This window comes from Clostridium sardiniense, assembly GCF_019753795.1.
GTDB classification, from domain to species: domain Bacteria; phylum Bacillota; class Clostridia; order Clostridiales; family Clostridiaceae; genus Clostridium; species Clostridium sardiniense.
In genome coordinates this window covers 285,479-298,617 of sequence record NZ_JAIKTU010000002.1, presented here as the reverse complement: position 1 = coordinate 298,617, position 13,139 = coordinate 285,479, and the positions used below count along the sequence as shown (strand labels likewise).

12 protein-coding genes are annotated in these 13,139 nt (G+C 28.2%); 7 read left to right on the top strand and 5 right to left on the bottom strand.

The window, feature by feature from the left end; translation table 11 throughout:
• Positions 1-37 precede the first annotated feature (37 nt).
• Both K5V21_RS03190 and K5V21_RS03185 read right to left on the bottom strand, forming a co-directional pair.
• Positions 38-1,075 carry a DUF4179 domain-containing protein gene (locus K5V21_RS03190; RefSeq protein ID WP_221859077.1) on the bottom strand — a complete coding sequence of 346 codons (1,038 nt, stop codon included), beginning with the start codon at positions 1,073-1,075 and terminating at the stop codon, positions 38-40.
• Positions 1,076-1,078: 3 nt separating this feature from the next.
• A complete protein-coding gene (locus tag K5V21_RS03185) occupies positions 1,079-1,636 on the bottom strand; it encodes a sigma-70 family RNA polymerase sigma factor (RefSeq protein ID WP_221859075.1) in 558 nt (185 codons plus the stop codon).
• A 204-nt stretch (positions 1,637-1,840) separates the two neighbouring features.
• Between K5V21_RS03185 and K5V21_RS03180 the strand changes: the two genes are divergently transcribed.
• The 3 genes from K5V21_RS03180 (at position 1,841) to K5V21_RS03170 (ending at position 2,987) form a co-directional block, all read left to right on the top strand.
• Entirely contained in the window at positions 1,841-2,164 is a 324-nt protein-coding gene (locus K5V21_RS03180) for a DUF1904 family protein (protein WP_221859073.1), read from the top strand.
• Between the two features lie 105 nt (positions 2,165-2,269).
• A complete protein-coding gene (locus K5V21_RS03175; RefSeq protein ID WP_221859071.1) occupies positions 2,270-2,725 on the top strand; it encodes a peroxiredoxin in 456 nt (151 codons plus the stop codon).
• 79 nt (positions 2,726-2,804) lie between these two features.
• Entirely contained in the window at positions 2,805-2,987 is a 183-nt protein-coding gene (locus tag K5V21_RS03170) for a hypothetical protein (protein WP_204594524.1), read from the top strand.
• Positions 2,988-3,135: 148 nt separating this feature from the next.
• On the opposite strand, the gene K5V21_RS03165 is transcribed toward K5V21_RS03170, so the two are convergent.
• On the bottom strand, positions 3,136-5,988 hold the full coding sequence (locus tag K5V21_RS03165; RefSeq protein WP_221859069.1) for an endo-beta-N-acetylglucosaminidase: 2,853 nt from the start codon (positions 5,986-5,988) through the stop codon (positions 3,136-3,138).
• Positions 5,989-6,198: 210 nt separating this feature from the next.
• Positions 6,199-6,621, bottom strand: a complete 423-nt coding sequence (locus K5V21_RS03160) for a hypothetical protein (RefSeq protein ID WP_221859067.1) — start codon at positions 6,619-6,621, stop codon at positions 6,199-6,201.
• Between the two features lie 293 nt (positions 6,622-6,914).
• Here K5V21_RS03160 and K5V21_RS03155 point away from each other — a divergent pair, with 293 nt between their 5' ends.
• From K5V21_RS03155 to K5V21_RS03145, 3 genes are all read left to right on the top strand, one after another.
• Positions 6,915-9,791: a VgrG-related protein gene (locus K5V21_RS03155; protein ID WP_221859065.1), complete on the top strand. Its 2,877-nt coding sequence runs from the start codon at positions 6,915-6,917 to the stop codon at positions 9,789-9,791.
• 76 nt (positions 9,792-9,867) lie between these two features.
• Positions 9,868-10,386 carry a hypothetical protein gene (locus K5V21_RS03150; protein ID WP_221859062.1) on the top strand — a complete coding sequence of 173 codons (519 nt, stop codon included), beginning with the start codon at positions 9,868-9,870 and terminating at the stop codon, positions 10,384-10,386.
• Positions 10,387-10,696: 310 nt separating this feature from the next.
• Positions 10,697-11,221, top strand: a complete 525-nt coding sequence (locus K5V21_RS03145) for a 2'-5' RNA ligase family protein (RefSeq protein ID WP_221859060.1) — start codon at positions 10,697-10,699, stop codon at positions 11,219-11,221.
• A 69-nt stretch (positions 11,222-11,290) separates the two neighbouring features.
• Here K5V21_RS03145 and K5V21_RS03140 read toward each other — a convergent pair whose 3' ends face one another.
• Positions 11,291-11,494, bottom strand: a complete 204-nt coding sequence (locus K5V21_RS03140) for a heavy-metal-associated domain-containing protein (RefSeq protein ID WP_221859058.1) — start codon at positions 11,492-11,494, stop codon at positions 11,291-11,293.
• Positions 11,495-11,709: 215 nt separating this feature from the next.
• Here K5V21_RS03140 and K5V21_RS03135 point away from each other — a divergent pair, with 215 nt between their 5' ends.
• Positions 11,710-13,119: a GH1 family beta-glucosidase gene (locus tag K5V21_RS03135; protein WP_221859056.1), complete on the top strand. Its 1,410-nt coding sequence runs from the start codon at positions 11,710-11,712 to the stop codon at positions 13,117-13,119.
• Positions 13,120-13,139 lie beyond the last annotated feature (20 nt).

Genomic DNA, 13,139 nt, shown 5'->3' with positions numbered 1-13,139 from the left:
CGCAATAGAATAATTAAATTCTATTGCGATTTATTTATTAGTTATCAAAATTTATAGTAAATTTATCTCCGATTTTTTTAAAGTCATCACTAAGTTTTCCTGATTTTTCTGGGAATTTAACTGCATATGGAGTAAGTGATATACTTGTGGCTTTATCTGATAGTTTACCTAAAACAGGTTCTAGTTTTAGTATACCACCAGTATAGTTTCCTGAAGATAGATCAAATTCAATTGGATTATTTAAGTTATCTGTGCCTACTAATTTAATATCATATACATTTTTATCAGTAGAGTTATTATTTTTAATAGTATAGAATATTTCTTGTTCCATAGAATTTGAAGTAAATTCATTTAAAGTTACTTCATTCCCATTATCTAATGAGAAACTATTATTTAAGGCTATCCTTTTAGTATCTTTAGATAAATCGGAGCCGTTAGCTTTAAATTCAAATATCCATGGACCATATATAGGCTTATTACCTACTAGAACATCAGAATAGATTATTTTTATATCTATTTCTTTACTTAAATCAATATCAGGTAATATATAATTTGTTATTGATGCCATAGTTGATGTATCTATTGCTTTTGAACTACCAGTAGAACCAGATTTTATCCTTTTTCCATTTATAAATATTTTAGAATATTCATGAAAACCTTCATTAGTAGCATCGCCTTTAGAGGATTGAATAGTTGATGATACTATAAGTTCATTGTTGTTTAGTATAACATCATTTAGACTAATTGTTACTCCATTTTTTGATATATACTTATTAATTATAGTAGAGTACTTATCTAAATTTTTATTAAGACCAAGATAGCTTGAGATATTAGAAGTAGCTATAGTAGCAGATACAAGAATCTCAGAGCCTAAATTAGTTGTTACAAGGGCAGTTGTTAATAGTAATGATATAGCAATAGCTATTGGTAATTTCTTTATAGACTTTTTATTTTTAATTGACTTTCTAAAGTTATTTTTCATTTTTTTCTTTTCTATATCGTTTAACTCATATTTTATATAGTTATCTATACCTATATTAGAATCATTTAAAATTTCATAAATATCTTTTTTCATTTTTTAAAGCCCCCTTATGTGAGATAGTCTAAAAATCTCTCTTAGTTTTTTCTTTCCACGAGATACTCTGTTATATATAATTTCTTTTTTTATCCCAGTTTCTTTAGAGATGGTTGTTACATCGTCTTCTTCAACATATAGTTTTAAAAATAAACTCTTATCAGCTTCTTTTAAACAGCTTAAAAGAGACTCTAAGTCATCGTTTAACTCATTTCTATCTATATTATAAGAAGATTCATCTTTTATACTTATACTTAGGTCGTCTATATTAGCATGCTCTAATTCTTTTAAGTATTTTCTAACATAATCAATAGATTTGAATTTTGATATACCAGATAACCAGTTTTTAAATGTACTTCTAGTAGGATCAAATTTATCTATGTTGACCCAAACAGCCATTAATATATCATTTATGCAATCATCTTCGTAGTTAGGCATCTTATACAAATGTTTTTTAACTATAGTTTTTATTATCCATCCATAATTATCAATTACATAGTATAATGCATCATCATTTTTTTTCTTTAATTGTTCAATAAAATTTTCTTCTACAATTTTCATTGTTACCTTCCCCTCAAGCGCTTGATGATTAGTATATTTTTACTTTACACTTAATATTTCGTAACATAAATAGCAAAATCTATCAAAAATAAAAAATATATATTTAATGCAAAATAAATTGATTATAATAGTAGATAGATAAAATTTATAAATATAATTTACTTTAAATTAGAGAAATAGAAATAAAGAGAGGAAGTTATAGTTATGCCAATGCTAAAAATTAAAGGAATATCAAAGGAAGAAGTTAAAAAGGAAAGTACAAAGCTTGTAGACTCATTAGTAGAAATAATAGAATGTCCAAGAGATTACTTCACTATAGAAATAATAGGAAATACATTTATCATGGATGGTATGGAAGTGAAACCTTCTCCAATGATTGATATATTATGGTTTGATAGAGGACAAGATGTACAAGATAAAGTAGCAAAAGTTGTAACAGATTGTTTTAAAAAGGATCGTGATTGCTTAGAAGTTGTATTTTATAAATTAGATGAGTCTCGCTATTATGAAAATGGAGAACACTATTAGTTATTAAAAGAATAATTTTATATTGATAAGTTAAAAATTTGATTTAAATAAGTTTTTATTATATAATAATTATTATTAGTTAAAATGATTGTAGAAGGTGATAGTGTGGAAAACATAATTTTAGAAAAAGGTATGATGGCCCCAGATTTTACTTTAATGGGATCAGATAATAAAGAACATAAATTAAGTGATTATAGAGGAAAGAGAGTAATCTTATACTTTTATCCAAAGGATAATACTCCAGGATGTTCATTAGAAGCTCAAGATTTTAAGGCTTATCATGAAAAGTTTTTAAATAATAATACTGTGATTTTAGGGGTAAGTAGAGACTCATTAAAATCTCATGATAAATTTATTACAAAATATGACTTGCCATTTGTTTTATTATCAGATGAAAATGAAGAAGTGTGCAAATTATATGATGTATTAAAAGAAAAGAATATGTTTGGAAAAAAAGTTTTCGGAATTGAAAGAAGTACATTTGTTATAGATGCAGACGGTAAGATTGAAGATATCTATAGAAAAGTAAAAGTTAAAGGACATGTAGAAAGTTTAGTATAAGAGTTTAGAATTATATTAAAAGTATTCTTCACTTATGTTATAATAGTAGCGATTATTAAGCAAATGGAGGATACATACAATGTTTACTGATGAGGAACTTCTAGTAATTCAAGATGCACTTAAGATTGCAGATGAAGAATATATAAGATTAATTGATCTAAATAAGAAAAATAAATCTAAATTAGTAGCGTACAACAGAAAGCAAAAAAGGCTTTGGCTAGTTCAGAATAAATTAAAGAAGATTATGGAAGAACAAAAATAAGAAAGTTGTTCTTATTAAGCCAGAGGGAAGTTAGAGTATCTCTGGCTTATTTTATTTAGATTAATATAAGGAAATAATTTGGGGACTACAGAGAGATTTGTATAAAAATAAGGTAGAAGCAATAAAAATGCTTCTACCTTTAATTGATTTAGATAGTTCCATCTAATCCACGAACTTCTATACCATATATTCTTGCAGCTGAGTCTGAACCTTGAGTAGGTTTTTTAACAATAATTTTTACATATCTAGCTTTAGTAGCTTTAAATGTAGTTAGTGTTGTTGCAGCTTTATTTTTATCTATTGAAGCTACTTCTGTGAAAGTTTTACCATCTTCACTTACTTCTATTGAATACTTTTCTGTATTCATATCAGGGCTTTCACCACCATTTTCAGCATGCTCTACATATACTTCACTTACAGTCTTAACATTACCAAGATCTATAGTTATATCATGTGGAGCTGTTCCAGTTGCACACCATTTAGTATCACTTTTGCCATCTAAAGCAAATTCAGGAGCTTCATTAGCATTTACAAAGCTTGAAGCTGTAACTTTTTTCTTACTTGAAAGATCTTTAAACTTATTACCAGCTTCTTTAGTTACAGTTATAAAGTATTCCAATAACTTAACATCTTCACCTTTTTCATTTTTAGCTTTTAGAGTAACAGAGTATACGCCTTCTTTAGCATAACTTACAGATGGAGTATTTTCAGTGCTTGTCTCTACATCGGCACCAGGGAAGCTCCACTCTATACTTTCAGTTATTTTAGAGCTAAGGTTTTCAAATTTAATCTTTTCGCCGGGTGCAACTATTGTTTTAGATACTGTAAAGTTTGCTTTAGGAACATCATTTGCTGGCCATTCCATTTCAGCAGAAGCTTCCTTGCCTCTAACAGAATCTTTATTAACAGCTACTACTTCAAATTTAGTTTTATTTTCTTTTTCTTCTCTTTCAAGTGCATTTAAGAAGAAACTAGTATTTGGAGTAGCACCTAAGAATGATTTCGATTTATCTTCATTAACTTTATATATTTCATAGTGACTAACGGCATCTTTATTTTCATTTTCCCATGAAAGTCTTACACCAGCATACATATTATCTTCTTCAAAGCTAGTATCATCAATATTTAACTTAGTAACATTAACTTTATCAGAATCCTTAGAGTCTTTTATTGTTATATTACCTAAGTTTAATGAAAGATTACTTATAGCTTCATCTGATGATACACTATAAGATATTGATTTGATTGACTTTCCAGCTAGCTTAGAAACATCATAAGTAACTGTTGTCCATTCTGATTCGATAGCTTTATCAGCTTTTATAGTTTCACTGCTTCCATCATGGAATTCTAAAACTAGGTCAAGATTTACTTTTTTACTTGCTTTAGCACTAGTTGAGAATTTAATATCTTTATTAAGTTCAAGGTCAGCACTATAAAGTTTTATAGTAGAAGGTTTTGAAGCTTCTAAATTACCAGATAAATTTATTGAATTTCCACCATAGAATGCATTAGAAAAATCTAATGAAGCCTTTAATGTATTGTTACCTTCATTATTAATAATCCATCTATAAGTAGGCATTATATCTGCAAGACTTCTATTATTCCAGTCAAGAGATGATACCTTTTCTCCATTAATAAAGAAGTTATAACCATTACCTATATTGAAGTTAGTTGAGAATGGTAATGAGCTCACAGCTGTTCTTTCAACAGCATATTTTGAAATACCATTCCATGTAGTTCCTTTAGCTTCTGTATCTTTAGATGGATCACCAAATTCATTAACCCATAGTCTATTTTCTTTAGCTTGGAAATCTTCTATAGAGCTTGATGAGAAGAATGTCCAACTTGGGCAATAAAGACCAAGGGAAGTAAATGGAGTATTATCTTTTCCTCCAAATAGATCCCAGCGGATAGGAGTATTTGTACCATTAGCTTGTATATCAATACCTGCATATAGATCATATGGATCTACTCCAACTTTTTTAGCTCTTTCATTTGAGGCTTTAAGAAGTTCTTTATCAGCTAATTTTTTATTAGTCCACCAGAAATTTAAGAACATACTATCAGCTACATCTTTTTTATCACCATCTATTAAGAAGTAATCATTTTTCTCAGTAAGGGCATTTTGCCAATCCATTTCACCATCTTTAGTAATTGAATCATACCACATCACTTCTAAATCATTTGATTTTTCTTTGAATTGTTTTATAAATTCTTGCATAAGCTCTGAGTGTTTTTTAGTAATCTTTGATGCTTCCTTAACTGTATCTTTTTGGTCTATAAAGTCATTTTCACCTTTTGTTAGGCCAGTCTCTTGATTTATAAACCAACCATCAAAACCTAAAGTTTTAGCAACTTCTATAAGTTTATCTACCATAGGGAATTTACCATCTTTGTCCTTTGTTAGGAATTCATCAACCCACTCAGCTTTTCCGCCATGTTCAGTTGTTGGGAAGAATATAGTTCCAAGGACTGGAACACCATTTTTATGTGCAGAATCAGTAACATCAGCACTTGGAGGTACTATAATACCTTCTCCGCTTGATCCACCCCAGTAAACAAGTTTATCTATATATTGCCAGTAGGAGAATGTATTAGATGAAAATTTATTTGAACCTTGTGATGGGTTACCACTAGTGCTAGCATTCATAATTGATATTGCTACAACGTCCATATCTTTCTTTTGAGTTTTATTTACAGGAGATAATTTCTCCTTATCGACTCTTTTAGCTAATGGAACCATACTTTTATTGAACTCTAAATTTTTATCTTCAGATGGATTCCAAGCTAAAAGTTCACTTGGGAACCAATGTGGTGCAGTTGGTTGATTTTGCATAACAAGGTCAGTTTCTTGTTCAGCAGTAATTTTGTAATTAATGTTACTATTATTCCCTACAGTAGAACCTGTAGAGCAGGAAACAAGATTAAAGCCAAGAGTAATTGTTAATACTGCTGGGACTAATAATTTTGCACCCTTATTCTTATGTTTTCTTAAATACATGTAGATACCCCTCTCTGAGTTAGAATAAAATTGTTAATTTTTAAAATAAGTAAATAAAATATTATAATATTTTGAAAACAATTACATGAAAAGTTTACCATATGTAAAAGAATAATATATAGTGGATAAATTTTAAAAAAGTGAACAAAATATACATTTATTAAAGAAAAATAAGACTCATGGCTAAATTAGTCATGAGTCTTATTTGTTTTATGTTTTTATACGAAATTCATTAGAACATTTTCTGCAGGTTACGATTATATATTTTTTTCCTCTAGGTAGTCTTAATTTTTGTCCACACTTAGGGCACGATACTATCTTAAATTTAATCTTTTGATTTAATTTATACTTAAAGTTATTAAATAATGAACCTATATGCTCTAGACTAACCCTAGGCAAATTGTCTGGAAGTCTTTTCCCAAATTTACTTAAAAGTTTGTTTACAAAAGTAGTAAATTTATTTAATTCAATTGTACGTTTATAGATATTCTTAGAGAATGTTCTATAAATAACTAGAATTAATAAAAGTAATCCTAGAATATTAGTGTGACGATTCATATTTAAAAGACTGCTTATTATAAGTAGACAAATTGATAATATATCAATTCCATATGCACCATAAAATATATTCATATATTCACCTCTCAAGTTTATAGGAGTATTTTAACATAATATATTATAATTAGTAAGCTAAAAATATTATATTGAAAATATCCTGTCCTTTTTTGTTATATAGATTTAATATATGAAGTAGTTATTTATAATGAATTTATATAATCTATTTTATATTTAAAAATTTAAAATAATTAATAATATATTAAAAATATTGATTTAAATTAAAAAGGCTTAATAAAATATGTTATAATTTACAATAGTTTAATTTAACGTAAATAACAAAATTAATAAAAAGGGGAAACAAAAGTAAAATGAAAAGAGAAAGTATAATAAAAATGTTAATCTTGTCTGCTGTTGTAGCAGGTTCAGGTGCAACACCAAACTTAGAAGCAAATGCAGCAACACTTATTAACGATAATGCTAAAAATATTAGTAGTGATGTAAAGAGCGGTTGGATAAATAAGGATGGCAAAAGATATTATGTAAAACCTAATGGAGAAGTAGCAAAGTATCTACAAACTATAGATGGAAAAACGTATTATTTTAATGGATCAGGAGAAATGGTAACAGGCTGGCTTAGATATGTAGATAATAATGAATGGCATTATTTTGGACAAGATGGAAGTATGCAAAAGGGATGGCTTACTCTTGGAGATAAAAAATACTATTTAAATGATAAAGGAGCAAGAGTAAATTATCTACAAATTATAGGTGGAAAAACATATTATTTTAATGGTTCAGGAGAAATGGTAACAGGTTGGCTTAGATATGTAGATAATAATGAATGGCATTATTTTGGACAAGATGGAAGTATGCAAAAGGGATGGCTTACTCTTGGAGATAAAAAATACTATTTAAATGATAAAGGAGCAAGAGTCACAGGAAATATTAAAATAGATAATAAAGAATATAACTTTGATAAAAATGGCATATTAATAGAGTCAAATCAAGGTTGGGTAACTAGAGATGGAAAAAGATATTATGTAAAACCTAATGGAGAAGTAGCAAAGTATCTACAAACTATAGATGGAAAAACGTATTATTTTAATGGCTCAGGAGAAATGGTAACAGGCTGGCTTAGATATTTAGATAATAATGAATGGCATTATTTTGGACAAGATGGAAGTATGCAAAAGGGATGGATTACTCTTGGAGGTAAAAGATACTATTTAAATGATAAAGGAGCAAGAGTAAATTATCTACAAATTATAGGTGGAAAAACATATTATTTTAATGGTTCAGGAGAAATGGTAACAGGCTGGCTTAGATATTTAGATAATAATGAATGGCATTATTTTGGACAAGATGGAAGTATGCAAAAGGGATGGCTTACTCTTGGAGATAAAAAATACTATTTAAATGATAAAGGAGCAAGAGTCACAGGAAATATTAAAATAGATAATAAAGAATATAACTTTGATAAAAATGGCATATTAATAGAGTCAAATCAAGGTTGGGTAACTAGAGATGGAAAAAGATATTATGTAAAACCTAATGGAGAAGTAGCAAAGTATCTACAAACTATAGATGGAAAAACGTATTATTTTAATGGCTCAGGAGAAATGGTAACAGGCTGGCTTAGATATTTAGATAATAATGAATGGCATTATTTTGGACAAGATGGAAGTATGCAAAAGGGATGGATTACTCTTGGAGGTAAAAGATACTATTTAAATGATAAAGGAGCAAGAGTAAATTATCTACAAATTATAGGTGGAAAAACATATTATTTTAATGGTTCAGGAGAAATGGTAACAGGCTGGCTTAGATATTTAGATAATAATGAATGGCATTATTTTGGACAAGATGGAAGTATGCAAAAGGGATGGCTTACTCTTGGAGGTAAAAAATACTATCTAAATGATAAAGGAGCAAGAGTAAATTATCTACAAACTATAGATGGAGAAACATATTACTTTACTAGTAATGGAGAAATGGTATCAGGATGGGTTAAATATGTAGATAATAATGAATGGCATTATTTTGATCAAGATGGAAGTATGCATAAAGGATGGCTTACTTTAGATGGTAAAAAATATTATTTTAATGATAAAGGAGCAAGAGTAAATTATCTACAAACTATAGACGGAAAAACATATTACTTTACGGGTAATGGAGAAATGGTATCAGGATGGGTTAAATATGTAGATAACAATGAATGGCATTATTTTGATCAAGATGGAAGTATGCATAAAGGATGGCTTACTTTAGATGGTAAAAAATATTACTTTAATGAGGTCGGAGCTAGAGTTACAGGACAAGTAGAAATAGATGGCGAAATGTATGAATTTAATAATGATGGAGTATTAAAGGACAACCCATTTGGTGAAGGAAAGATTACTGATTATACAATGAATCTTAGATCAGAGCCAAGTCTTAATTCTGAAGTTTTAACAACAATGCCACCAAATTCAAAGGTACAGATACTTGGAAAAGTAAAGGGAGACCTTACTTATTATCATGTTAAATATGTTAATAATGGTCATACATATTATGGATATGTAAGTATTTATTTAAATGGAAATACAGCTGTGCAAGTTTATGATGACAATAGAGCAGATGATTATTTAGGTGTTTTATCAGAAAAATATGAATCAAATGGAGATCCAGGTTCTGTATCTTCAGGAGAAGGAGATTACGGCGGTAAGTCTTATGGTGCATGGCAGTTGTCATCAAATATGGGTTCATTAGGGGGATTCATAAACTGGCTTTCAGGTAAAAATGATAGTTTTTATAAAGAATTAACTAATGCAAGAAAGCTTGATAATGGATCATATGATAAACATTTTGATGACGCTTGGAGAGATATTGCAAAAAATCATTATAATGAATTTTATAATTTGCAACATGAATATACAAAAATAACTTTCTATGATGATTTAATAAAAAGATTGAAAAACAGTGGGGATTATACTAGTGTGCTTAATAATTTTGCTGCTAAAAATGTACTTTGGTCAACAGCAGTGCAGCATGGTGGATATGGAGCTTATAAAATAATAGCACCTCTTACACATACTACAAATGTAGAAGATTTTATAACATCTGTATATAAAGAAAGAGGACGTAGGGATTCAGATGGTAATTTAGTTTATTTCAGAAGTTCTTCAAAAGCAGTTCAAGAAGGCGTTGCAAGTAGGTATGTAAGAGAAAGAGAAGATGCTATAAGAATGTATAGAGATAGCCTATAGTTATGGATTGATTTAGATGAAAGTTTTTCTTCCATCTAAATCAATCTTAATTTTTAATGAAAAGAGGGATTATGAAATGAAACATAAGAAAAGTTCTCTATTAAGTATATTAATGGTTGGAATTTTAATTTTAGTGCCAATGTATCTCTTTGTAGGTTGTGGTAATAAGGATGAAGATAAGCAAGCTACCAATACACAAACTACAAATACGGAAAATGCAGCTAGTCAAAATACAACTAAAGAAAATCAAGATGTTAATAAAAGTGAAGTAAAAAGCAATGAAAATAATAAAAAGGTAGTAACAGCAGAAGAAAAAAATAAAAATGTTAAGTCAGAAAGTCAAGTAGCGAGCAAAAAAGAAGAAACAAAACCTTCAACTAGTAAATTTACACCACAGGATGCTATAAATATATGTGAAAAAAAATATGGTAAAGATTCAGATACTATTTACGCAAGTAGTGAAAATATGAAAGATGTTAATGGTGAAAAAGGTTATTTAGTTCAAGTTAAATCTAAAGAACTTATGAAACAAGGTGGAAATGGAGTTGCATTTACTGTACTTGTTACTCCAAAAGGACAAATAATAGAGCTATAAATAGATATGATTATATAAGCTTAGTTTATTATTGTAACATGCTACAATAAATATTCTATTAATAAATAAAATTTTAAAAAAGGACAGGGTTATTATAAAAATTAACCTGTCCTTTTTCATTATATTAATAGCTTTAATAATTGGGAAATAGATATAAATTAATGAGTATTCTAACATAATAGCTTATATTTAGTAAGGGTAATAGTTATTAAAATAAGTAGTATTTAGAATATGTATAATATATATAGGGAAAATTTAAGGTATAAGGTAGTATTAGAAAAATTAAATTTATATGCTAAGGAGAAAGCTTATGAGATATGTAATAGTATGTGTTGTAATTGGAAGTGCTGGGGGCTTTAATAATAATTTAAGAAAAGAAGTATTTGAAAAATTTAATGTAAAATCATCTAAATTACCAGCTCACTTTACTATAAAGGCACCTTTTGAATATGATAAGAATATAGAAGAATTAGAAGATTTAATTAAAGACTTTTGTAGTAAATATGATGCTAAGCCATATAGTATAGATGGGTATGATCATTTCGATAATAGAGTAATTTACATGAAAGTTAATATGTCTAATGAAGGTAAAATGATGCATGATGATTTGATAGATAGAATGGAAAAAATAGACTATATAGAATTCGATAAAAATGATGGTAGAGATAAAACCTTTCACATAACAATTGCATCAAAGAAGCTAAGATCTATTTATAATGATGTATGGAATTATGTTAATAGCTATCCATGTCAGTTTGAATGTTTATTTGATAATATAAGTATCTATAGATGGCAAAATAACACTTGGGAATTATATAGAAAATTTAATATTTAATAGAAATAGAGCTTTTATAATTTATATATTTACAATAATTATAAAAGCTCTATTTTATTTAAGTAGGACTTATTCTATAAAATGTCCTGTACGTTCTATACAATTTTCAATTTCACTCTTAGTAGCAGGTGGATTATATATAACTTCCACAGTTCCACGGCCAAGATCTATACAAACATTATCAACTCCATCAATTTTATCTAATGAATTTTTCATTTGTGTTTTAATAGTTTCATTTACTAATCCATCAACTCTATAATGTTGTCTTTCCATATTTTCAACTCCTTTAAAAATTATAATTATAGTATGTTCAAAATTTAAAGATAGTATTAGCTATTTTCTGTAATTAATAATCAAATAAAATTATTAAAACTTTAAAGAAACCATTTACAAAGAATAAAGGGTGGTATATAATAAATTCATACCAATGAATTAGTACCTATAAATTTAATACATAATTATAAATTGAAAGATGAAGGAGAGAGAGTATGAGATTTCCAAAAGATTTTTTATTTGGAGCAGCATCAGCTTCTTATCAAGTTGAAGGCGCATGGAACAAAGATGGAAAAGGATTAACTAACTGGGATGTATTTTCTAAAATACCAGGCAAGACATTTGAAGGTACAAATGGAGATATTGCAGTAGACCATTATAATAGATATAAAGAAGATGTTAGGCTTATGGCAGAGATGGGACTTGAATCATATAGATTTTCAGTATCATGGGCTAGAATAATTCCAGATGGAGATGGAGAGATAAATAAAAAGGGAATAGATTTCTATAATAATTTAATAGATGAATGTTTAAAATATGGAATAGTTCCATTCGTAACATTGTATCATTGGGATTTACCACAAACACTAGAAGAAGATGGTGGTTGGACAAACAAGAGAACTATAAATGCTTTTGTTAAATATGCAGAGACTTGCTTTAAAGCATTTGGTGATAGAGTTAAGCATTGGATAACTTTTAATGAAGCAATAGTATTTTGTAAATTAGGATATATTGCAGGGGCTCATCCACCAGGTATTGTAAACGATCAAAAGAAATATTTCCAAGCGACACATAATGTATTTGTAGCTCATGCAAAAGCTGTACAAGTATATAAAAGTCTAAAACAGTATGGGGAAATTGGAATAACACACGTATTTAGTCCAGCATTTAGTGTTGATGATAATATAGAGAATATATTTGCAAAAGAGCATGCAAATTATTATGAAATATTTTGGTATTATGACCCAATCTTAAAGGGAGAATATCCTAAATACATAGTAGATATTTTAAAGGAAAAAGGACTAACTCCTGATTGGACAAAAGAGGAACTTGATTTATTAAAATCCACTGCAGATAGTAATGATTTTATGGGACTTAACTATTATCAGCCTCAAAGAGTAGCTAAAAACTATGAAGTAGTAGAACTTAAAGAAGCAGATAGAGATAAGTCAACAGGAAAACCAGGTAATCCTTCATTTGATGGAGTATATAAAACTGTAATGATGGAAGATAAGGTTTATACAAAATGGGGATGGGAGATATCACCAGAAGGATTCTTAGAAGGTCTTAGAATGTTAAGAGATAGGTATGGTGATGTAAAATTATATATTACTGAAAATGGGCTTGGAGATGAAGATCCAATAATTGAAGATGAGATAGTTGATATTCCAAGAATTAAATACATTGAAGAGCATTTAAAAGCAGTTAAAAGAGCTATTGAAGAAGGGATAAATTTAAAAGGATATTATGCATGGTCAGTAATAGACTTATTAAGTTGGCTAAATGGCTATAAAAAACAATATGGATTTATATATGTGGACCACAAAAATAATTTAGAGAGAAAAAAGAAACTATCTTTCCAGTGGTATAAAAATATTATTGAAACAAGAGGAGAAGATTTATAAAGAATTAAATTAAATAAGGG

Excerpts from the sequence above, each read along its gene's own strand:
- K5V21_RS03185 (WP_221859075.1), bottom strand. The coding sequence starts at position 1,636 with ATGAAAATTGTAGAAGAAAATTTTATTGAACAATTAAAGAAAAAAAAT.
- K5V21_RS03160 (WP_221859067.1), bottom strand. The coding sequence starts at position 6,621 with ATGAATATATTTTATGGTGCATATGGAATTGATATATTATCAATTTGT.
- K5V21_RS03135 (WP_221859056.1), top strand. The coding sequence starts at position 11,710 with ATGAGATTTCCAAAAGATTTTTTATTTGGAGCAGCATCAGCTTCTTAT.
- K5V21_RS03150 (WP_221859062.1), top strand. The coding sequence starts at position 9,868 with ATGAAACATAAGAAAAGTTCTCTATTAAGTATATTAATGGTTGGAATT.
- K5V21_RS03170 (WP_204594524.1), top strand. The coding sequence starts at position 2,805 with ATGTTTACTGATGAGGAACTTCTAGTAATTCAAGATGCACTTAAGATT.
- K5V21_RS03165 (WP_221859069.1), bottom strand. The coding sequence starts at position 5,988 with ATGTATTTAAGAAAACATAAGAATAAGGGTGCAAAATTATTAGTCCCA.
- K5V21_RS03155 (WP_221859065.1), top strand. The coding sequence starts at position 6,915 with ATGAAAAGAGAAAGTATAATAAAAATGTTAATCTTGTCTGCTGTTGTA.
- K5V21_RS03190 (WP_221859077.1), bottom strand. The coding sequence starts at position 1,075 with ATGAAAAAAGATATTTATGAAATTTTAAATGATTCTAATATAGGTATA.
- K5V21_RS03145 (WP_221859060.1), top strand. The coding sequence starts at position 10,697 with ATGAGATATGTAATAGTATGTGTTGTAATTGGAAGTGCTGGGGGCTTT.
- K5V21_RS03180 (WP_221859073.1), top strand. The coding sequence starts at position 1,841 with ATGCCAATGCTAAAAATTAAAGGAATATCAAAGGAAGAAGTTAAAAAG.
- K5V21_RS03140 (WP_221859058.1), bottom strand. The coding sequence starts at position 11,494 with ATGGAAAGACAACATTATAGAGTTGATGGATTAGTAAATGAAACTATT.